At 69.3% G+C, this 19,697-nt stretch carries 18 protein-coding genes and 1 pseudogene; 5 read left to right on the top strand and 14 right to left on the bottom strand.

Features of this window, described 5'->3' with window-relative positions:
- Window positions 1-40 precede the first annotated feature (40 nt).
- A complete protein-coding gene (locus DEA06_RS04655) occupies window positions 41-469 on the bottom strand; it encodes a MarR family transcriptional regulator (protein WP_116646732.1) in 429 nt (142 codons plus the stop codon).
- A 37-nt stretch (window positions 470-506) separates the two neighbouring features.
- On the opposite strand from DEA06_RS04655, the gene DEA06_RS04660 reads away from it, so the two are divergent.
- On the top strand, window positions 507-743 hold the full coding sequence (locus tag DEA06_RS04660; protein ID WP_116646733.1) for a hypothetical protein: 237 nt from the start codon (window positions 507-509) through the stop codon (window positions 741-743).
- A 3-nt stretch (window positions 744-746) separates the two neighbouring features.
- Here the strand turns inward: DEA06_RS04660 and uvrB are convergent, their stop codons facing one another.
- On the bottom strand, window positions 747-2,828 hold the full coding sequence (gene uvrB / locus DEA06_RS04665) for an excinuclease ABC subunit UvrB (protein WP_116646734.1): 2,082 nt from the start codon (window positions 2,826-2,828) through the stop codon (window positions 747-749).
- Window positions 2,829-2,868: 40 nt separating this feature from the next.
- Entirely contained in the window at window positions 2,869-3,471 is a 603-nt protein-coding gene (coaE, locus tag DEA06_RS04670) for a dephospho-CoA kinase (RefSeq protein ID WP_116646735.1), read from the bottom strand.
- A 105-nt stretch (window positions 3,472-3,576) separates the two neighbouring features.
- Between coaE and DEA06_RS04675 the strand changes: the two genes are divergently transcribed.
- Window positions 3,577-3,954 carry a response regulator gene (locus DEA06_RS04675; protein WP_116646839.1) on the top strand — a complete coding sequence of 126 codons (378 nt, stop codon included), beginning with the start codon at window positions 3,577-3,579 and terminating at the stop codon, window positions 3,952-3,954.
- Between the two features lie 17 nt (window positions 3,955-3,971).
- On the opposite strand, the gene DEA06_RS16480 is transcribed toward DEA06_RS04675, so the two are convergent.
- From DEA06_RS16480 to DEA06_RS04710, 7 genes are all read right to left on the bottom strand, one after another.
- The gene (locus DEA06_RS16480; protein ID WP_165817918.1) at window positions 3,972-5,135 is read right to left on the bottom strand and encodes a hypothetical protein; all 1,164 of its coding nucleotides are present in this window, start codon (window positions 5,133-5,135) and stop codon (window positions 3,972-3,974) included.
- Window positions 5,132-6,769, bottom strand: a complete 1,638-nt coding sequence (locus DEA06_RS04685) for a HAMP domain-containing sensor histidine kinase (protein WP_116646736.1) — start codon at window positions 6,767-6,769, stop codon at window positions 5,132-5,134. The genes DEA06_RS16480 and DEA06_RS04685 overlap by 4 nt, the downstream gene beginning before the upstream one ends.
- A 62-nt stretch (window positions 6,770-6,831) precedes the next feature.
- A complete protein-coding gene (locus tag DEA06_RS04690) occupies window positions 6,832-8,415 on the bottom strand; it encodes an MFS transporter (protein WP_116646737.1) in 1,584 nt (527 codons plus the stop codon).
- 36 nt (window positions 8,416-8,451) lie between these two features.
- Window positions 8,452-8,997: a GIY-YIG nuclease family protein gene (locus DEA06_RS04695; RefSeq protein ID WP_240606799.1), complete on the bottom strand. Its 546-nt coding sequence runs from the start codon at window positions 8,995-8,997 to the stop codon at window positions 8,452-8,454.
- Window positions 8,998-9,119: 122 nt separating this feature from the next.
- A complete protein-coding gene (locus tag DEA06_RS04700) occupies window positions 9,120-9,299 on the bottom strand; it encodes a hypothetical protein (protein ID WP_116646738.1) in 180 nt (59 codons plus the stop codon).
- A gap of 197 nt (window positions 9,300-9,496) precedes the next feature.
- Window positions 9,497-10,966: a 30S ribosomal protein S1 gene (gene rpsA, locus DEA06_RS04705; protein WP_116646739.1), complete on the bottom strand. Its 1,470-nt coding sequence runs from the start codon at window positions 10,964-10,966 to the stop codon at window positions 9,497-9,499.
- A gap of 169 nt (window positions 10,967-11,135) precedes the next feature.
- Window positions 11,136-11,837 carry a CoA pyrophosphatase gene (locus tag DEA06_RS04710; protein WP_116646841.1) on the bottom strand — a complete coding sequence of 234 codons (702 nt, stop codon included), beginning with the start codon at window positions 11,835-11,837 and terminating at the stop codon, window positions 11,136-11,138.
- 179 nt (window positions 11,838-12,016) lie between these two features.
- Here DEA06_RS04710 and DEA06_RS04715 point away from each other — a divergent pair, with 179 nt between their 5' ends.
- Window positions 12,017-13,051, top strand: a complete 1,035-nt coding sequence (locus DEA06_RS04715) for a lytic transglycosylase domain-containing protein (RefSeq protein WP_205781205.1) — start codon at window positions 12,017-12,019, stop codon at window positions 13,049-13,051.
- Window positions 13,052-13,220: 169 nt separating this feature from the next.
- On the opposite strand, the gene DEA06_RS04720 is transcribed toward DEA06_RS04715, so the two are convergent.
- Window positions 13,221-14,915 (bottom strand): AarF/UbiB family protein, encoded by a 1,695-nt coding sequence (locus tag DEA06_RS04720; RefSeq protein WP_116646740.1) that lies wholly within the window; start codon window positions 14,913-14,915, stop codon window positions 13,221-13,223.
- A gap of 53 nt (window positions 14,916-14,968) precedes the next feature.
- Window positions 14,969-15,553: a PadR family transcriptional regulator gene (locus DEA06_RS04725; protein WP_116646741.1), complete on the bottom strand. Its 585-nt coding sequence runs from the start codon at window positions 15,551-15,553 to the stop codon at window positions 14,969-14,971.
- Between the two features lie 211 nt (window positions 15,554-15,764).
- Between DEA06_RS04725 and DEA06_RS04730 the strand changes: the two genes are divergently transcribed.
- Together DEA06_RS04730 and DEA06_RS04735 are read left to right on the top strand one after the other, a co-directional pair.
- Entirely contained in the window at window positions 15,765-16,184 is a 420-nt protein-coding gene (locus DEA06_RS04730; protein ID WP_116646742.1) for a YciI family protein, read from the top strand.
- Window positions 16,185-16,187: 3 nt separating this feature from the next.
- A pseudogene (locus DEA06_RS04735) lies at window positions 16,188-17,420 on the top strand (sigma-70 family RNA polymerase sigma factor).
- A gap of 9 nt (window positions 17,421-17,429) precedes the next feature.
- Here DEA06_RS04735 and DEA06_RS16485 read toward each other — a convergent pair.
- Both DEA06_RS16485 and DEA06_RS04745 read right to left on the bottom strand, forming a co-directional pair.
- Window positions 17,430-17,591 carry a hypothetical protein gene (locus DEA06_RS16485; protein ID WP_165817919.1) on the bottom strand — a complete coding sequence of 54 codons (162 nt, stop codon included), beginning with the start codon at window positions 17,589-17,591 and terminating at the stop codon, window positions 17,430-17,432.
- Window positions 17,592-17,736: 145 nt separating this feature from the next.
- Window positions 17,737-19,404, bottom strand: coding sequence for a CocE/NonD family hydrolase (locus tag DEA06_RS04745; protein WP_116646743.1), 1,668 nt, complete (start codon window positions 19,402-19,404; stop codon window positions 17,737-17,739).
- Window positions 19,405-19,697: the final 293 nt, after the last annotated feature.

Below are 19,697 nucleotides of genomic sequence, written 5' to 3' on the forward strand. Positions count from 1 at the left end.
TGGCCCCCGACACCGGCTCCGCTCGGGCGGGACGCGCGGGTCAGCGCCGACCCGCGAACGGTGCGAGCCCGTCGCGCACCGCGGCGAGCTGCGGCGCATCCATCCCGACGCTCCGCATGATGCGGCCGGGCACCTCGAGCGCCTGCTCGCGCAGCGCCTGCCCCTCCACGGTGAGGGAGATGTCGAGCACGCGCTCGTCGTCGCCGCGACGCGTGCGCGCGACCCGCCCCTGGGCCTCGAGCCGTTTCACCAGGGGTGAGAGCGTCGCGGGCTCCATCGCGAGTTCGGCGGCGAGGTCCCCCAGGGATCGGGGCGACCCCTCCCAGAGCGCGAGCATCACGAGGTACTGCGGGTGCGTCAGGCCGAGCGGTTCGAGCACGGGACGGTAGATCGACACGACGTTGCGGGCGGCCGTGACGATCGCGAAGCACAGCTGGTTGTCGAGTTTGAGCATCTCGTCGGCATCCATCGCCTGGCTCCTCCGATTAGTTAGTACACTAACCATCATGGCACACAGTGATCCGGAGGGTCCGTCGCGGAAGGACCGAGTCCGCGCGGCGGGCGGCTGGTACAACTACCTCAACGCGAAGCTCATCCGCGTCGCCGGCCCCGCGTCGGTCGGACCCTACGAGACGACACCGGAGCCCGTGCGAACGGGCCGCCCGTGCCCGCTCTGCGGCCACGCCATGACCGAGCACACGTTCGACCGCTCCGGGCCGAAACCGCTGATGCACTGCCCCTGATCGTCAGGCGTGCCCGGCCCTCTCCATCGCCCGGAGCTCCTTCTTGAGGTCTTGGACCTCGTCGCGGAGTCGACCGGCCAGCTCGAATTTGAGCTCGGCGGCTGCCGCCAGCATCTGGTTCGACAGGTCTTCGATCGTCGCCTCGAGCTGATTGGCGCCTTCCGCCGCGATCCCCGTGCGCCGCAGCTGCGGTGTCGGCGACTTGCCCTTACCGGATTTGTTGCGCGCCGACGCCCGCCCCGAGAGGAGCTCCTGAGTGTCTGACGCCTCTCGAGCGAGCACATCGGTGATGTCAGCGAGCTTCTTGCGCAGCGGCTGCGGATCGATGCCGCGCTCGAGGTTGTAGGCGATCTGGATGTCGCGACGGCGCTCGGTTTCTTCGATCGCCTTCGTCATCGAGTCGGTCATGCGGTCGGCGTACATATGCACCTCGCCCGAGACGTTTCGCGCCGCACGGCCGATCGTCTGGATGAGCGACGTGCCGCTGCGGAGGAACCCCTCCTTATCGGCGTCGAGAATGGCCACGAGAGAGACCTCGGGGAGGTCGAGGCCCTCGCGCAGCAGGTTGATGCCCACCAGCACGTCGTAGACACCGGCGCGCAGCTCGGTGAGCAGCTCGACACGACGCAGCGTGTCGACGTCGGAGTGCAGGTAGCGCACGCGCACACCGTGCTCGCCGAGGAAGTCGGTGAGCTCCTCGGACATCTTCTTCGTCAGCGTCGTGACGAGCACGCGCTCGTCGCGCTCGACGCGGATGCGGATCTGCTCGAGCAGGTCGTCGATCTGACCCTTCGATGGCTTCAGGACGATCTGCGGATCGACGAGTCCCGTCGGTCGGATGATCTGCTCGACAACGCCGTCGGCGATCCCCATCTCGTAACGGCCCGGGGTCGCCGAGAGGTAGACCGCCTGGCCGATGCGCTCTTTGAATTCGTCCCACCGCAGCGGGCGGTTGTCCATGGCGCTGGGGAGGCGGAAGCCGTGCTCGACCAGCGTGCGCTTTCGTGACGCGTCGCCCTCGTACATGGCGCCGATCTGCGGCACGGTCACGTGCGACTCGTCGATCACGAGCAGGAAGTCGTCGGGGAAGAAGTCGAGCAGGGTGTGCGGCGGAGCACCCGGCGGGCGCGCGTCGAGGTGACGGGAATAGTTCTCGATACCGGAGCAGAAGCCGAGCTGCTGCAGCATCTCGAGGTCGAACGTCGTGCGCATGCGCAGCCGCTGCGCCTCGAGCAGCTTGCCCTGGCGCTCGAACTCTTTCAGCCTCTCGGCGAGCTCGTCTTCGATCGTGCCGATCGCGCGCTGCACCTTGTCGGTGCCGGCGACGTAGTGCGACGCCGGGAAGATCGGCACGGAGTCCATCTTCTGCGCGATATCGCCGGTGAGCGGGTGCAGCATGTAGAGCGCTTCGATCTCGTCACCGAACATCTCGATGCGGATCGCGTACTCCTCGTAGACCGGAATGATCTCGATCGTGTCGCCGCGCACCCGGAAGTTGCCTCGCGAGAAGTCGACGTCGTTGCGGTTGTACTGCATCGAGATGAACTTGCGGATGAGGGCGTCGCGGTCGTAGCGCTCCCCCACCTGCAGGGCGACCATGGCGCGGAGGTACTCTTCGGGCGCACCGAGGCCGTAGATGCACGACACCGTCGAGACCACGATCACGTCGCGCCGCGAGAGCAGCGAGTTCGTCGTCGAGTGGCGCAGGCGCTCGACCTCGGCGTTGACCGAGGAGTCTTTCTCGATGAAGGTATCGGTCTGCGGCACGTAGGCCTCGGGCTGGTAGTAGTCGTAGTACGAGACGAAGTACTCGACCGCGTTGTTCGGCATGAGCTCGCGGAACTCGTTGGCGAGCTGTGCGGCGAGCGTCTTGTTGTGCGCGAGCACGAGCGTGGGTCGCTGCACGGCCTCGACGAGCCAGGCCGTGGTCGCGGACTTACCGGTACCGGTGGCACCGAGGAGGACGACGTCGGTCTCGCCCGCGTTGATGCGCGCGGCGAGTTGGGCGATGGCCTGCGGCTGGTCGCCGGAAGGGACGTATTCGCTGACGACCTCGAAGGGGCGGACGGAACGGGTGGCCTGCATGATTCCAGCGTAGGCCGGGCCACCGACACCCGGGGCGGACTTAGGCCTCGGCGGTCAGTCGCTTCCAGAGTTCGTCGGCCTGCGCCTCGGTCTGCGCGAGTGGTCCGTCGGTGTCGATGACGACATCCGCGAGACGCAGTCGCTCCGCGTCCGACGCCTGGGCGGCGATGCGGGCGCGCGCGTCGGCCTCGCTCATCCCCCGGTGCTCGCGCAGGCGCGACACGCGCACCTCGACCGGCGCGTGGGCGACCACGACGAGATCCCACGGATCCGAGGCGCGCGTCTCGGCCAGGAGCGGCACGTCGTACACGACGACCGCCCGCGGGTCGGCGGCAGCCGCCTCACGGAACCGGCGCTGCGACTCCTCCCGCACCGCCGGGTGCACGATCGCGTTGAGCTGCGCGAGTCGACCGGGGTCGCCGAAGACGACCGCTCCGAGCGCCGCACGGTCAAGCGTTCCGTCGGAGCGCAGCATCCGCTCTCCGAAGGCGTCCTCAATCTCGCGCAGCACCGGGGATCCGGGCGACTGCACGTCGCGGACCACGGCGTCCGCGTCGACCACGACGGCGCCGTGTGCGGCGAGCCGAGAGGCGACGGTCGATTTTCCCGAGGCGATGCCGCCGGTGAGCGCGATCAAGGGCATCCTCCGAGGATGCCACGACGGACGCCGCGATCGAGAAAGCCGATGTACGTTACGCTCGGTCAGAAACTGCACGCCGCCCGGACGGGCGGAGACCAGAGGTACCCGATGCCCAGCCCCCGCGTCGCGGTCATCATCGAAGACGATGCCGACATCCGCTCGCTCATCTCCGCTGTCCTGCGAGGATCCGGCTTCGACGTGCATACCGCCACCGGCGGCCTCGAGGGGATCGAGAAGGTGCGTGAGCACCATCCGGTGCTCACGACCCTCGACGTCAGCATGCCCGGCATCGACGGATTCGAGACGGCGCGCCGCATTCGCGCGTTCAGCGACACACGCATCGTCATGGTGACGGCTCGGGCCGACGAGGAGCACGCGCGACTCGGTCGCGAAGCCGGTGCCGACGACTACCTCACCAAACCGTTCCGCCCGCGCGACCTGCGCGCTCGCGTCGACGCCCTGCTCGCCGACCGCCTCGAAGACTGACCTCGCGCCCGCCGCCGTCACCCTTCGGCGATGATCACCGAGGCGTCGGGGCTCGTGACCGAGCGCGCGGCGGCCTGATCGGCGCCGTTCACCAGCGCCGCGAAGTCGTAGCCGAGCCGGTCGGTGAGGGCGATCCCGACTCCCACGACGGGCACCACCGAGATGCCCAGCGCACCGAAATCGTCGAGGAGGCGACGGTGCAGGATGCTCGCCATGCGACGGACGTCGGAGAACGACGCGGTGAGGAACGCGATCAGCAGGCTCCCGCTCTCGCCTTCGCCGACCATCGCGGCGGTGGGAGCGTACTGCCGCACTCCCGCCCGCCACGACGCGGCCACCTGTTCGGCCTCCGCCGGGCCGAAGGCCGTCGCGATGCGCCCCAGATCGTCGATCCGCACCGACACGACGCAGATGGTCTCGCTCTGGCTCGAGGCGCGGTCGATCAGCGTCGTGGTCGCCGAGCGGAAGGATGCGGGAAGAAGCACTCCGTCGATGCCGAGGCTCAGCGTGTAGACGTCGGGCTGACCGCGCAGATTCGATTCGCTCGCGCGGAGCACCGAGGTCACGACCACCGCCACGATGGTGAGCGCGATGGTGAGGAACGACGACACGATCGTGTTGAAGAAGGTGGCGAACACGTCGCTGTCGGGTCCGTAGACGACGAAGGCCAGCGTGCGCGCGGTGAACCATACGGCCTCGATCCCGAGGACCACGGTCAGACCCAGCGAGCTCCACCGTCGCCCGATCGCCCCTCTCCTCGACTCGATCGCACCCAGGAGAGCCATGGCACCGGTGCCGGTGAAAAGCGGCACCGCGCCCGCCCAGTCCCCGCCGTCGGGGCCGGCCAGCACCACCGCGAGACCCGCGATCAGCACCAGAACCGCCACCACCCCGCCCGACCACCGCAGGCTGCGGTCGTTGAAGGCTCGGCAGCCGAGCCAGATGAAACCCGCGCTGGCGACGAACCCGGCATTGCCCACCGCCACGGCGAGGTACGCGTCGGGTGCGGCCGCCCAGACGAGGTAGCTGAGCACGGTGAGGATGCCGGAGAGGAATGCGACGGCCCACAGCCGACCCGAGAGGCCGTCTTTTCGCATCAGCGTCTCGACGAGGTACATGACCCCGGAGACGATGATGACGACAGCGGCGGCGAGCGAGACGGTGAAGTTGTCCAGTGTCACGTGACGGGCTCCCTCGTCGTGGGGAGCCAGACCGTGAAGGTGGCCCCCTCGCCCAGGCGCGTGTCGACAGAGATCTCGCCGCCGTGACGCTGGACGATGTCTTCGCTGATCGCCAGCCCCAAGCCGCTGCCGTGCGTCGTGGAGTTGCGCACCGCGTCGGAGCGGAAGAACCGTTCGAACAGGCGGGAACGCTCGCCCTCGGAGATGCCGGGGCCGTCGTCGCGGACCGCGATCCGCACCCGGTCGTCGTCTCCTGAGACCTCGACGAAGACCTTGCCTCCGTCGACGTTGTACTTCACCGCGTTGTCGATCAGGTTGTCGATGACCTGGCGGATGCGCTGCGCGTCGACGACGGCGAAGGTCGAGGCGACGAAGGTCGTGTCGATCGAGATGCGACGGTCGGCCGCCTTCGGCAGCTCCGCCTCGACCGACGCGTGCACGATCGCCGCCACATCGGCCGGGGCGGGATCGAGCGTGACACCGCCGCCCGGGCGCGCGAGCGACGACACCGAGAGGATGTCGGCCACGAGGTCGAGCAGGCGTGCTGCGTTCCGCTCGGCGACTTCGAGATCGTGCCGCGAATCGCCGGAGAGGTCGTCGCGATCGAGCGCCAGCTCGAGGTACCCGATGATCGACGTGAGCGGGGTGCGCAACTCGTGCGACACCGAGGCGACGAGATCCTCACGAGCGCGCAGTGCCTGTTCCTCGGCGGTCACGTCGCGCGAGACGACGATCACCCCCGCGTTCGTCCCGTCGATCTCGGTGAGACGCCGAGCCGTGACCGTGAGCGCGCGTCGCCCCGAACCGGGCTCGCCGTACCACACCACCTGGTTCTCGAAGGTGTCACCGTCGCGGGCGCGCGCGAACGGAACGTCGGACGCGTCGAGCGGGGTGACCCCGTCGGCTGCGTACGCCACGGCCCCCGCGGCATCGTCGGACGCCCCGCCCTGGAGCTGGGCATGCGCCTCATTGGTGACGACGAGCTCCCCCTCGGGGGTGATGCGGATCACGCCGAAGTCGACGGCATCGAGCACCTCCGTGACGAGATCCTCCTGGCGGCGCGCGCGGTCGACCGAGCGCCCGAGATGCCGGGATTGCTTTTCGAGGAGCTGCCGCTGCGCATCGGCGCGACGGGCACCCAGGAAGGAGATGATCGCCAGCGCGCCCACCACGAGCGGGAGAAGCACCGTCGTGACGGTGAACTCCTGCGTCGGGTCGATCGCCATCGTGAGCCAGAACAGCGCCGACACGAGCAGAGTGCCACCGACGACACCGACGACACCGAAGGCCGCACCGATCCACATCGCGGGGAAGGCCCAGAGGAGACCGATGCCCCCGTTCGGCGCGCTGTACCGCAGGAGCGCGAGCGCGACGATGTCGGCGACCGGGAGCACGGCTACGACCCAGAACGGCAGGCGGTGCCACGGGACCAGAATCGCCGCCGCCGTCGCGCTGAACAGCAGGGTGGCGCCGAGGACGAAGGTCGTGCTGTCGACGACCTGCCCGATGAGGATCGCCACGCCCATGGCGACCAGGCCGACGCCGCTGAGCAGGGTCTGGTTCAGCAGGATCGAGCGGTCGCTGGTGTCATCGCGCTTGCGTGCACGCCGCTCGCTCTCCGACAACCAGGCCATGCGCTGAGATTATCGCGCGCGGTGCGCGGACCGGCGCATCCGCTCGGCACGCGTCTCGTGCGTCAGGATGCGTCCTCCCGCGCGTACTGCGCGATCAACTCCTGCTCGCGCGCGAACGACGGGAGACGGAACCACACGATCACTCCCCCGACGAGCACGGCCACCGCTCCGACCAGGTAGGCGCCCCAGGCGCCGGTGACGAGGCTCTGGGTGGCACCGGAGAGGATCTCGTCGCGGTACTGCGGGAACTGATCGGCCACGCGGAGCGCCGAGCCGTACGATGCCTGCAACGCCTGGGTGACCGTGTCGGAGATCGTGGATGCTTCGGCCGACGCCGATATCTGTCGCCCGAACGAGGCGGCGAACCCGGCCGCGAGGATCGCGCCGAGCAGTGCCTGCATGATCGACCCGCCCAGGTCGCGTTGCAGGTCGGATGTCGCGGACGCCATCCCGACGCGGTGCACGGGGGTGCTCTCGGTGAGGGCCCGCGACGCCGGCGTCATGGCGAAGGCAGCGCCGCTGCCGATCGCGAAGAAGCCGAGGCCGACCAGCCAGTACGCCGTCGACGGATTCCACAGGAGGGTCGTGAGGAACCCCACGAAGACGAGGGCGTAGCCGAGCAGCATGGTGGTGCGCGATCCGCGCCGGGTGAGCAGGCGGGCCGACATCGGGGCGAACAGGAGGAGTCCGACCGCGGCGGGCACGACGGCCAGACCCGCCTGCAGGGTCGAGTAGCCGAGGATGTTCTGCAGATACTGCTGTCCGACGAACATCGCCCCCATGAGCGACCCGAAGACGATCGTGCCGGCGGTCGCGGGGACCCAGAACATGCGGCGCCGCGCGACGCGGAGATCGTAGAGCGGATGCTTCTCCCGCGCCTGGCGCACGAGGAAGACGACCAGCAGCACCACACCGACACCGAGCGTCACTCCACCGATCAGATGCTGACCCGGCGCGAAGACCGTGCCGACGCCGAGCACGATCGCCGCGATCGCCACGGTCGCGAGGATGCCGCCGAGGTGATCGACGGGGTCTCGCGACTCCGCCACATGGCCGGGCACGAACGCGGCGACCAGAACGAGTGCCGCGGCCGCGATCGGCACGGCGATGAGGAACGCCGACCCCCACCAGAAGACGGAGAGCAGCAGACCCGCCAGCACCGAGCCGACGATCGATGCCATGGCGCTGACGCCCGACCACAGCGCGATCGCGCGGGTGCGTCGCGGGCCGTTGGACCAGAGCGCTGTGATGAGAGAGAGGGTGGTCGGGAAGGCCAGGCCCGCCGCGATACCGGTGAACACGCGGGAGGCGATGAGGAGTTCGACCGAGGGCGAGAAGGCTGAGCACAGGCTGGCGATGACGGTGAGGGCCAAGCCGAGCATGAGCAGCTGCTTGCGTCCGTACCGGTCGGCCAGGGCGCCGAAATAGAGCACCGACATGGCCAGCCCCAGCGAACACCCCAGGCCCACGATGTTGAGCGAGACCTGGCCGGCGCCGAACGTGCGCCCGATGTCGGGGAGCGCGATGTTCGCCGCGGCGAGGTTGATGTTGCACACCAGTGCACCGAGGATCAGTGCCGTGAGCACCAGCCCGGCGCGTGCGGGGGCTTCGGGGCGGGTCGCTGAGGCCGCTCGGGTGTCGCTCACGCGCTCACTCTAGCGAGCGCGCCGGGCGCAGCGTGGTCACCCGCGGAGCGCGAGTGCCTCGCTCGTCCACCGGGTGTAGAGCGCCCAGGGATCGGCGATGCCCGCGGCGACGGCGTCGACGTGCGCCCGCACGTCGCGCGACAACCGGAACCACTCCGTACGAGGCCACCGGTCCGCAGCGAACTGCGCGTGGCGGCGTCGCTCGAGGGCGCGGTCGCCTCTCTCGAACGCCAGGAGCTCGTCGTGCCGGATCGCCGCGAGTCGCCGGCGGGGGTTCGCCGTCGTGCCGATCTTCACCCGGTCGTCGTAGCGCAGGTAGTACACGACGTCGATCCGCGGAGGGGGAAGCTCACCGTCGACGATGTCGCCGTGTCGCCACTCGCACACGGCGCACAGCCAGCCGCTCGGCCAGCGCACCCCGAGTCGCGATCCGCAGATGCGGCACGGTGAGGGCAGCAAGTCGGTCATGCCCTGCTCGCGCGCCGACCAGTCGGCGGCCGCCGCGAGGTGCCGGTCGCAGAGAGCGACCGGAGCATCGTGCGCGGTGGGCGCGCAGCATCCGTCGACGAGGCATTCGGGCACGGCGAGAGCGTACGCGCGACCGCCGACACGACCGTCAGTGCCTCCGCAGCGCACCGACCGCCACCACCGCGGCACCCGCACATCGCGACCGCCGCTCCCCGGTCAAGCCGGTCAGTCAGGCGTCAGGCGGCGAGGACCAGCGCGACGGCGCCCGAGGCGTCCGCGATCTCGGGGCCGCCGAGGAAGTCGATCGGACCCCCCGTGACCAGGCTCGCGATCACGAGCGCGAAGACGGCCGCGATCGAGAAGAACAGGATGGCGCAGGCGACGGTCGTGACCACGAGGGGGATGCGGGCGTTCATGATCCCACGGTAGCCGAACTCACCCGGTTGGCACCGAGGGCACCACCACGTGCGACGCCTTCGGCATCATCGACGCGACCGGCGACCACCCGCACTCCGGTTCCGCAGCGCCGGCAGCATCCGCTCGGCGACGTGCGGAAACACGAAAGCGGGCCGGAACCCGGAGGTTCCGACCCGCTTCAGCGTGATGATTCAGCTCAGCGGCTGGAGAGACGCTCGCGCAGTGCGGCGAGGGCCTCGTCGTCGGCCAGGGTGCCGGCCGAGGACGACTCCGACGTGAACGACGAGCCGGTGCCGGCGCCGAAGTCGGTGCCGGTCGACGCGGGGGCGTTGGCCTCGGCCTCGATCGCCTTGGCGACCGCAGCCTTGTGCGACTCCCAGCGAGCCTGGGCAGCCGCGTAGTCCTGCTCCCACTTCTCGCGCTGCTCGTCGAAGCCCTCGAGCCAGACACCCGACGTCGGGTCGAAGCCCTCGGGGTACTTGTACTCGCCGAGCTCGTCGTACTCGGTGACCATGCCGTACAGGGCCGGGTCGAACTCGGTGCCGTTGGGGTCGACCGACTCGTTGGCCTGCTTGAGCGACAGCGAGATGCGGCGACGCTCGAGGTCAATGTCGATGACCTTGACGAAGACCTCTTCGCCGACCGAGACGACCTGCTCCGCGAGCTCGACGTGCTTGCCGGAGAGCTCCGAGATGTGCACGAGGCCCTCGATGCCGTCGGCGACGCGGACGAACGCACCGAACGGAACGAGCTTGGTGACCTTGCCCGGCGCGATCTGACCGATCGCGTGGGTACGGGCGAACACCTGCCACGGGTCTTCCTGCGTCGCCTTGAGCGAGAGCGATACGCGCTCGCGGTCGAGGTCGACCTCGAGGATCTCGACGGTGACCTCCTGGCCAACCTCGACGACCTCGGACGCGTGCTCGATGTGCTTCCACGAGAGCTCGGAGACGTGAACCAGACCGTCGACGCCACCCAGGTCGACGAACGCACCGAAGTTGACGATCGACGAGACCGTGCCCTTGCGGACCTGGCCCTTGTGGAGGTTGTTGAGGAACGTGGTGCGCGACTCGGACTGCGTCTGCTCGAGCAGGGCGCGGCGCGAGAGCACGACGTTGTTGCGGTTCTTGTCGAGCTCGAGGATCTTCGCCTCGATCTCCTGGCCGAGGTACGGCGTCAGATCGCGGACGCGACGCAGCTCGATGAGCGACGCCGGGAGGAAGCCGCGGAGGCCGATGTCGACGATGAGGCCACCCTTGACGACCTCGATGACCGAACCGGTGACGACACCGTCGGTCTCCTTGATCTTCTCCACGTCGCCCCAGGCACGCTCGTACTGAGCGCGCTTCTTCGACAGGATCAGACGGCCTTCCTTGTCCTCCTTCTGGAGAACGAGGGCCTCGACGTGGTCGCCGACGTTGACGACCTCGTTCGGGTCGACGTCGTGCTTGATGGAAAGTTCGCGCGAGGGGATGACACCCTCGGTCTTGTAACCGACGTCGAGGAGCACCTCGTCGCGGTCGATCTTCACGACGGTTCCTTCGATGAGGTCGCCGTCGTTGAAGAACTTCAGGGTCAGTTCGACCGCGGCCAGGAAGTCTTCAGCAGATCCGATGTCGTTGATCGCGACCTGCTTGGTGGCCGGGGCGGTCGTTGCGGTAGTCATGTAGTGGGTTGTCCTAGAGGGTTGGGTGTCGGGCTCCGACGCGCGCGAGTACGTGCCGAAGCAAAGCGGATTGTCGTTCTGTCACCGTGACCCGATCGCAGACATGCCAAACGAGTCACGAGAGTGACTTTCTACGGTACCAGAACGCCCCGGTCGACCGCGATGTTCCTCAGGACGGGAGCTCGAGCGGCAGTTCCTTCGCCGCATCCCACGGTTCGGTCCAGCCGAGACGGTCGAACAACCCGTCGAGAAGCATGGCGGTGAAGCCCCACACCAGGTGATCGCCGCTGTCATGCGGAACGAGGAACGCCGGCCCTCGCCACTCGTGACCGTCGCGGCGGATCACCGTCGATCCTCGACGGGCGGGGTCGAGGAGGTCGGCGACCGGCGCGCGGAAGACGTCGGCCGATTCGGCCACGTCCACCACTCGGACGGGCGACGGATGCCGCCACCACGCGAGCACGGGGGTCACGAGGTGTCGTGAGAACTCGAGAGGGACGCGACCGAGCGTGCCGAGCACCTCGACGCCGGCCGGATCCAGGCCCGTCTCCTCCTCCGCCTCGCGCAGCGCCGCCGCGACGACGCTCTCGTCGCCGGGGTCGACCCGGCCGCCCGGAAACGCGACCTGACCGGGGTGCGCGCGCAGCGTGGCGGCCCGTGAGAGAAGCAGCACGTCGAGATCGCGCGAAACGGCACGGGCCTGCGCGTCGTGATCGCTAGGCAACGCGTCGAGCACTCCGAAGAGCATGAGCACCGCCGCGGGGCGCGGATCGATGACCTTCGGAAGGCCCTCGACGAGCGGGCGATCGGCGTGCGCGGCGAGGGCGGCGAGCTGTGCCCGCGCGGTCTGCGGCGGGGACGATTCGGGCACGTCCACAGGGTACGCCCGACGCCGATGAGGGTGTCGCGCGGCCCCTGATCTGGCCTTTCTTGCGCGCGACGTCCAGGAACCGCCCAGGAAGGGCGTGCCAGACTCTCGGATTTGTGTCCGCGAGAACGGATGCTGCACGCCGCGCGACGCGCGCGGAGCCCCCATACGGAACTGGTTTTATGCACTCGAACACGCCGTCCACCGCCACCCGCCGCACCCGCCGCGCCGCCGATCGCCGCTCGCACAACCGCCGCGCGGTCGTCGCTTCGGGACTCGCGTTCGGCATCGTCGCCGCCGCAGCGTTCGCCTCGACCGCCCCGTCGGCTCCGGCCCAGGCGGAGGCGGGAGCATCGACGCCGACCTTCTCGCTCGTGTCGTACTCCACCTACTCGGCGCCGCTCACGGCGACCGTCGCCGCCGCCGTCCCCGAAGAGACCGTGGCCGCCGACGAAGCCGTCGAGGCGGCCGCATCGGTTACTTCCGCCGCCGCGAGCGTGCAGGCCGACATCGCCGCCTCGGGTCTCGACATCGGCGAGCCCGACACGTCGGTCGACACCGCCGCCCTCGAAGAGGCCGCCGCGCGCCTCGACGCCGCCGACGCGCTGCCGGCACCCCTCGTCCCCTCGATCACCGAAGAGGTCACCGCCCTCATCGCCTCGGTCGACTCCCGCGTGAACCAGCTCCGCGGAAGCCTCGACGGCGCCGCGGCGAAGAAGGCCGAAGAAGAGGCCGCCGCCGAGCAGGCGCGCCTCGAGGCAGAGGCCGCCGCCGCGGAAGCGGCCGAGGCCGCAGCATCCGCCCCCGTCTCGACGTCGTCCTCGTCGTCCTCGTCGTCGGCATCGACCGGCTCGTCGTCGGCATCGGCGCCCGCCGCTCCGATCCCGTCGGGCGGCACCGGCGGCGACAACAGCCCCGAGGGCGCGAAGGCGACCGCCTACGTCATGGTTCAGGCGCGCGGCTGGGGCGACGACCAGTACTCGTGCCTCGTCTCGCTCTGGAACAAGGAGTCGGGCTGGAACTACCAGGCCATGAACCGCTCCAGCGGTGCGTACGGCATCCCCCAGGCGCTTCCCGGCAGCAAGATGTCGAGCGCCGGCGCCGACTGGCAGACCAACGCCGCCACGCAGATCTCGTGGGGCCTCGGCTACATCTCGGGCCGCTACGGCACCCCGTGCGGCGCGTGGGGCCAGTCGCAGTCCGTGGGCTGGTACTGATCTTTCAGAACCGCTGAACGCCGAAGGGGCGCCGACATCATGTCGGCGCCCCTTCGGCGTTCCGGGTGAGACGGGGACCCCGGTCACCACCGCGCACACCGGAGACGTCGCGGCGGCCGGGACCGTGGCGTTCGAGGACCAGGTGGGAGCGTTCCGCTGAGCGATCCGCTCAGCTCGGGCCGCGTCGGTTCGTGAATCCGGCGAAGAGGGCATGCAGGAGCGGGACGAGCGAGATCGACATCAGTACCGTGCCGAATGCGGCGTCGTCGACCCGCAGCACGGCACCGGCGATGAGGAGGGCCGCGAAGAGCACGGCCGAGACGATGCGCCGCCCCATGCGTTCGAGCGAGCCGATGCGCCGATCGAGCTTCGGGGTCTGGACCGCGATGCGGCCGTCTTCGATGCGGGTCGCGAGATCGTCGAACCTCCGCGGAAGACGGGCGGCGAGTCCGGCGAGAGACACCGCCTCTTTCGCGAAGCCCTGCACCACGTTGCCGCCCTCTTCGCGGATCAGGCGGTTCGCGTAGGGTTCGACGGCGTCCCAGATGTTGAAGGCGGGGTCGAGTGCGCTGCAGTTGCCCGAGACGAGAGACATCGCGCGGATGATGAGGAGGAAGTTCTCCGGCAGCTGGAACGGCAGCGACCTCACCACGTCACCGAACTCGACGGCGAACGCGCGGAACTCCCGCGGGTCGACCTCCTGCAGCTCGGCGAAGCCCATTCCCCCGAACCGGGCGAAGAGCTGGGTCATCGCGCGCTCGAGTTCGGCGGTGTCGGCCGAAGGCAGCAGCACGCCGACGTCGCGGATGCCGTCGACGAGGCCCTTGCCGTCACGGGAGGCGGCGGCGATGAGCAGGCGCCGGAGTCCGCGGCGGAGCCCTTCGGGAACCTCGCCCATCATGCCGAAGTCGATGAAGGTGAGGTGCCAGGCGCGACCCGTCGTCGGGTCGGGCGCGTTCGGGGTGACGAAGATGTTGCCGGGGTGCGGATCGGCGTGGAAGAACCCGTCCGCGAACAGCTGATCGAACATGACCGAGGCGAACTCGATCGCGACCTCGGCGGGGTCGATGCCGGCGGCGCGCAGTGCGTCGACGTCGGTGATCTTGATCGCGGTGACGTCTTCGAGGGTGAGCACGCGACGGGTGGTGCGCTCCCAGACGATCTCGGGCACCGTGACGCGCCCGTCGCCGGCGAAGTCGTTCGCGAAACGTTCGGAGTTGGCCGCCTCGTGGAGGTAGTCGATCTCCTCGAGGCTCGTGTGCGCGAACTCCTCGACGAGGGCGTGCATGTCGACCCGGTCGGACACGAGGCGCACGCGGCTCAGCCATCGGGCGACCTGTCGCAGTGCCCGCAGATCGACGTCGACGACCTGGTCGATGCCCGGGCGCTGGATCTTGAGGACGACGCCGGTGAGCCCGGTCTCCTCCGCGTCGCCCGACGCGAGGGTCGCGCGGTGGGCCTGACCGAGGGATGCTGCGGCCAGGGGCGTCGGATCGACCGACGCGAACGCCCGGTCGAGCGACACCCCGAGCTCGGCCTCGGCCAGCGCGCGGATCTCGGCGAAGGGTACGGCGGGAACCTCGTCCTGCAGCCCCTCGAGCTCCTTCGTGATCTCGGGCGGCAGCACGTCGAGACGCGACGACATGAACTGCCCGACCTTGATCATCAGGCCACCCAGGTCGACCGCGAGCCCGTGGAAGCGCCGTGCGATGTTCTGCAGGCGCTTGGTGCGGTTGCGAGCCGAGATCCGCGCGAGCCCGAGTCGGGGCAGGAACAGTTCGAACCACCACGCCTGCACCAGGTAGCGCGCGGCGAACCGCGTGATCCTCCGGTAGCGGGCACGCATGTCGCCGGCGTCGGCCATGGAATCTCCTTGACGCCGGCGTGCCCCAGGCACCCGGTCGATCGAATGCTGCGTCAGCCCTGGGCGAGGATGGAGAAGATCTTACGGCGTGCTTCGTCGAGCACGTCGACCGCTTCCTTCACCTGCTCGGGGCTTCCCGAACGACCGACCTGAGCGACTGCCTGCGCGAGGTCGACGCCGGCCTTCGGGAGGGCGCCGGTGCGCAGGTTCTCACGCGGTCCGGATGCTTCCCAGGGGGCGGTGCGATCGGTCTCGGCACCGGCGACCTCGCGGCCCTCTTCGGTGAGCGAGTAGGTCTTCCGACCGTCCGACTCGGTGGCGAGGATCAGGCCCTCGTCGGCGAGGAGCTGCAGCGTGGGGTACACCGAGCCGGGGCTCGGCTTCCAGCTGCCGCCGCTGCGGTCTTCGATCTCGCGGATGATCTGGTAGCCGTGCATGGGCTTCTCGGCGAGGAGCGCGAGAACGGCGGCGCGGACGTCGCCGCGACCCACGCGGGTGCTGCCACCGCCGACCTTCTGCTCGAACTGCTTGCCGAACTGCTCCATCGCTTCCCAGATGCCGTTCAACGGCCAACCCTGGCCGGCGCCGCGACCGCGGCCGGCTCCGCCGAAGGCGTCGCTGGTAAAGGGATTGCTCATGATGAACCTCCTGTGTGGGCCGGGCCCGGAGAGGACTCAGCGATACTCAACGATATATCGCTCAGCATCCTTCGGGTCGGATCCTCAGACGTTGCTCAGGGTCGGGAGGGGGCCGTGCGGAAAAGATTCCGGAACGATGTCGATTCCCTTCATGCTCGTTCGACGCGATAGTGAGAGGGATGCTGGATCCCCACTGAGCGAGGAGAGAACGATGAAGCACATGCTGATCATGCGGGCCACCCAGCAGGCGGCCGACGCCTACGCCGAGATGGATTTCGAGGCCGTCATCAACGCGATGGGCGCCTACAACGAAGCCATGATCACGGCGGGGGTCATGGTGTCGGGCGATGGCCTCGCTCCCGAGCCGGGCTACGTGGTCGACTTCGCCGGCGAGTCGCCCGTGGTCAGCGACGGCCCCTACGGAGAGATCCATGAGCTCTTCAACGGCTTCTGGATCATTCAGACCGCCACGACCGAGGAGGCGCTCGAGTGGGCCAAGCGCGCCCCGCTCACCGCCGGGAACAAGCTCGAAGTGCGCCGCGTCACCGACGAGAGCGACTTCGCCGACTACGCCGACAACGAGTACATCCAGAAGGAGAAGGAGTGGCGTCCTGCCTCCGGTACGGCGTGATCCGTGACCGATGCGCGGCGCACGATCGAGGCCGTCTGGCGCATCGAGGGCGCGCGGATCGTGGCCTCGGTCGCCAAGACGACCGGTGATCTCGGCCTCGCCGAAGACGTCGCGCAGGAGGCGGTCGTCGAGGCACTGGCGTCGTGGGACCGCGAGATGCCGGCGAACCCCGGAGCGTGGCTCACGGCGGTCGCGAAGCGTCGGGCGATCGATGCGTGGCGGCGCAGCGAGCGGCGCGATGATCGCTATGCCGCGATCGCACGGACCCTCGACGAGGCGATCGAGGACGAATGGCAGCCGATCGACGACGACATCGTGCGCCTCGTCTTCACGGCCTGCCATCCGGCCCTCTCCCGCGAGTCGCAGGTGGCGCTGACGCTGCGGGTCGTCGCGGGACTGTCGACCGAGGAGATCGCGCGGATGCTGCTGACGACCGTGCCGACGGTGCAGGCTCGGATCACGCGGGCGAAGAAGACGCTCGCCGCCGCCCGGGTGCCTTTCGAGACACCCGAGCCCGGTGAATGGGCTTCGCGCCTGACGACGGTGCTCGGAGTGGTCTATCTCGTGTTCACCGAGGGGTATGCCGCGACCGGCGGCGAGCGGTGGGTGCGCCCCGATCTCGCCGACGAGGCGATCCGGCTCGGCCGCGTCGTGGCGGGCCTTCTCCCCCGCGAGCCCGAACCGCTCGCGTTGGTCGCGCTGATGGAGTTCCAGCGGTCGCGGTTCGCCGCGCGGGAGACACCCGACGGCACACCCATTCTGCTCGCCGATCAGGATCGCCGGAGGTAGGACCACGGGCAGATCGCCCGAGCGGTCAGCGTGCTGCAGAGAGCGGATGCGGCGGCGGCCGCCCGACGCACGGGTCGCGGACCCTACGCGTTGCAGGCCGCGATCGCCGAGTGCCACGCGATCGCCCCCAGCGTGGAGGCGACGGACTGGGCACGGATCGTGCTGCTCTACGAGACGCTGGGCCGCATCGCCCCGAATCCGGTGGTCGATCTGAACCGGGCCGTGGCCGTGTCGATGGCGACCGGGCCGGCTGAAGCTCTCGCGCTCATCGATGCGATCGACGACGCGGCGTTCCGCGGGTCGTACCTGCTGCCGAGCGTGCGCGGCGAGCTGCTGGCGCGAGCAGGTCGCCTCGACGAGGCGCGCGCCGAGCTGCGCACCGCGGCGTCGCTGGTGCGCAACGCGGCCCAGCGATCGGTACTCGAGGCGAAGGCCGACAGGCTCTGACGCGAACGGTCAGTCGATCGACGACGCGTCGTCCGACGTCGGCGGCCGGCCGTGCGTGTCGATCGAACGATGACGGGCGTCTCCGCCGTGCTCTTCATCGACGAGCACGTCGTGCGCCGCGGCGATCTCGTCGGCCCCGCCGGGCTCCTCGGTCGGACTGCGGTGAGTCATGCCCCGAACCTAGCGCGCACGTCCGTCGCGCTCACGGGGTGCGTTGGATCTTCTCCATCGCCTTGCCCTTGGCCAGTTCGTCGATGATCTTGTCGAGGTAACGAATCTTCTGCACCCGGCCGAGCCGGTCTCCGACGAAGCTGAGTCAGGCTCCTCTAATCGGGATCACGAGCTGCGCGTCGTACCGGCCGCCGGTGTGGAGGATCTGGGGTCCGCGGTTGATGTCGGTCTCGTGCCGGGCGTAGACAAGCGGCTTCGGATAGTGCTTGATGTCGTGCCCCTGCACGACGAAGACGAGGCTCTCCCCAGCGGCGAACCGGGTGCCCGACGGAAGGATCTCGATCTCCACCCGCGTGGGATGCGCCTCCTCGAGAGGGAGGGCTCGGCGGTGCGCGAGCACGGGCAGGTAATCGGTCGAGCGCTCGGGGTCGAGCTCACGGTGCGAGGCGCGCAACCAGCCGAGCGCTACGGGTCCGTCTTCGAACTGGGCGTAGTACGCGAACGGCACGATCTCACCGTTCACGTCTCGCTTGAAGAGTCCGACGAAGATGTCCATGTCGGATGCTTCGGGTGCCTCCACGTGCAGGATCGCCCGGGCGTGGCCCACGACGTCGACCGCGTCGGCGAAGCGATGCTCGAACACGACCCGCTCGGGGAGGAACGGGTCGCCGAGCCCGTGGTACGACGCGGTCGCCTCCGCGGACACGGGATCGTGACTCATCGCGCCCGTGGCGGCATCGAGGTGCAGGGCACGGTACTCGACCTCGGGAAGAGGCCAGTCGGCGCTGTCGACGAACGACCCGACGCCGTAGCGCTCGCGCAGCTCGAGGCGAACGCGGGGCCACGACTCGAGGCCCGAGGGCTGTGCGAGCAGGAAGTGGTCGAAGAACTGCGCCTGCATCTCGACCATCTCGGGACGGTAGTACTCGGCCCACTTCTTCGCGCCGTGCACGTACAGCCACTTCTGCGGTGACGAGATGCGACGGAAGCCCTCGAGCGTGCCGCGGGTGTGGAGGCCCTGGTCAGTCCACGAGGCGACGACGAACGCCGGCACGGTGATGGCCTCGAGGTCGGCCGCCTTCGACGCCCAGAAGTCGTCGTAGAACGGATGCTCCCGGTCTTCGCGCTCGAGGTCTTCGATCGCGCCCGTCGAGGCACCCCACCGCTCCCAGATGTAGGGCCAGAACGAGGTCTCGGGGATGCCGCCGTGTCGGGCCACCTCGCGATAGGTGTCGCTCCAGCCTTCCCAGGGGTTGATGGCCGCGAGGTGCGGCGGGGTGAGGCCGGCCACGCGCCACTGCGCGACCGTGAGGTACGAGACGCCGGTGAGGCCGACTCTGCCGTTCGACCAGGGCTGCGTGCCCGCCCACTCGATGAGGTCGGCGAAGTCCTCGGCCTCCTCCGGCGATGCGTACGAGGCCGGTCCTTTCGCGTACCAGGTACCGGGGATGTCGGCGATGACCAGCGCGTAGCCCCGCGGCACCCAGAAGACAGGGTCGGGGCCCTCGAACGTGGTGAGATCGCTCATCCACTCGGGCTTCGCCCCGCTGGTCGGGTAGATCTGCCCGATGGGCGCAGGGTCGTGCTTGCCGTACGGCGACCAGGCGATGAGCACCCCGGCGGGTTCGCCCGACTCGGGGCGGTACACGTCGGCCTGCACGGTGCGACCGGCGCGCGTCTCGATCTCCTGGTCGCGGTCGATGAGCATGCCGGGCGCGGACTCCTGGCGCGGCTTCGGCGGCGCACCCCGCCTCGATTCCGGGCTGCTGCGTGGCGGGCGGGTCGGGTAGGGGAAGTTCTCGGAAGGGGACATCGGCGTCCTTTCGTCTCGGCCACCTTACGGTCGCGAGGCCGGCTTGACCCTGACGCAACGTCAGCCTCTACCGTCAGAAGGGTGCGGTGGCTTGGGGTGAGCGGTCGTCGTCGGGCGCAGGCCTGAAGACGGGGACTTTCCGTTCCGGTCGCACCACGAATCGTCTGCCCCCGGGGGATTTCCATTCGAGTGCGCCGCCGCTGTCGGGGATCTGTCTCACGCGCCACCCGCCGTGGTGCTTGATGGTGTGGTGCCCGACGCAGAGGGGGCCGAGGTTGGTTAGTTCGGTGGTG

The sequence above is a fragment of the Microbacterium sp. Gd 4-13 genome (assembly GCF_003095395.1).
In the GTDB taxonomy this organism is placed as follows: domain Bacteria; phylum Actinomycetota; class Actinomycetes; order Actinomycetales; family Microbacteriaceae; genus Microbacterium.

Coding starts and splice junctions, on each gene's coding strand:
- DEA06_RS04675 (WP_116646839.1), top strand. CDS start 3,577: ATGCCCAGCCCCCGCGTCGCGGTCATCATCGAAGACGATGCCGACATC.
- DEA06_RS04715 (WP_205781205.1), top strand. CDS start 12,017: ATGCACTCGAACACGCCGTCCACCGCCACCCGCCGCACCCGCCGCGCC.
- DEA06_RS04660 (WP_116646733.1), top strand. CDS start 507: ATGGCACACAGTGATCCGGAGGGTCCGTCGCGGAAGGACCGAGTCCGC.
- DEA06_RS04720 (WP_116646740.1), bottom strand. CDS start 14,915: ATGGCCGACGCCGGCGACATGCGTGCCCGCTACCGGAGGATCACGCGG.
- rpsA (WP_116646739.1), bottom strand. CDS start 10,966: ATGACTACCGCAACGACCGCCCCGGCCACCAAGCAGGTCGCGATCAAC.
- coaE (WP_116646735.1), bottom strand. CDS start 3,471: ATGCCCTTGATCGCGCTCACCGGCGGCATCGCCTCGGGAAAATCGACC.
- DEA06_RS04745 (WP_116646743.1), bottom strand. CDS start 19,404: ATGTCCCCTTCCGAGAACTTCCCCTACCCGACCCGCCCGCCACGCAGC.
- DEA06_RS04730 (WP_116646742.1), top strand. CDS start 15,765: ATGAAGCACATGCTGATCATGCGGGCCACCCAGCAGGCGGCCGACGCC.
- DEA06_RS04685 (WP_116646736.1), bottom strand. CDS start 6,769: ATGGCCTGGTTGTCGGAGAGCGAGCGGCGTGCACGCAAGCGCGATGAC.
- uvrB (WP_116646734.1), bottom strand. CDS start 2,828: ATGCAGGCCACCCGTTCCGTCCGCCCCTTCGAGGTCGTCAGCGAATAC.
- DEA06_RS16485 (WP_165817919.1), bottom strand. CDS start 17,591: ATGACTCACCGCAGTCCGACCGAGGAGCCCGGCGGGGCCGACGAGATC.
- DEA06_RS04700 (WP_116646738.1), bottom strand. CDS start 9,299: ATGAACGCCCGCATCCCCCTCGTGGTCACGACCGTCGCCTGCGCCATC.
- DEA06_RS04725 (WP_116646741.1), bottom strand. CDS start 15,553: ATGAGCAATCCCTTTACCAGCGACGCCTTCGGCGGAGCCGGCCGCGGT.
- DEA06_RS04655 (WP_116646732.1), bottom strand. CDS start 469: ATGGATGCCGACGAGATGCTCAAACTCGACAACCAGCTGTGCTTCGCG.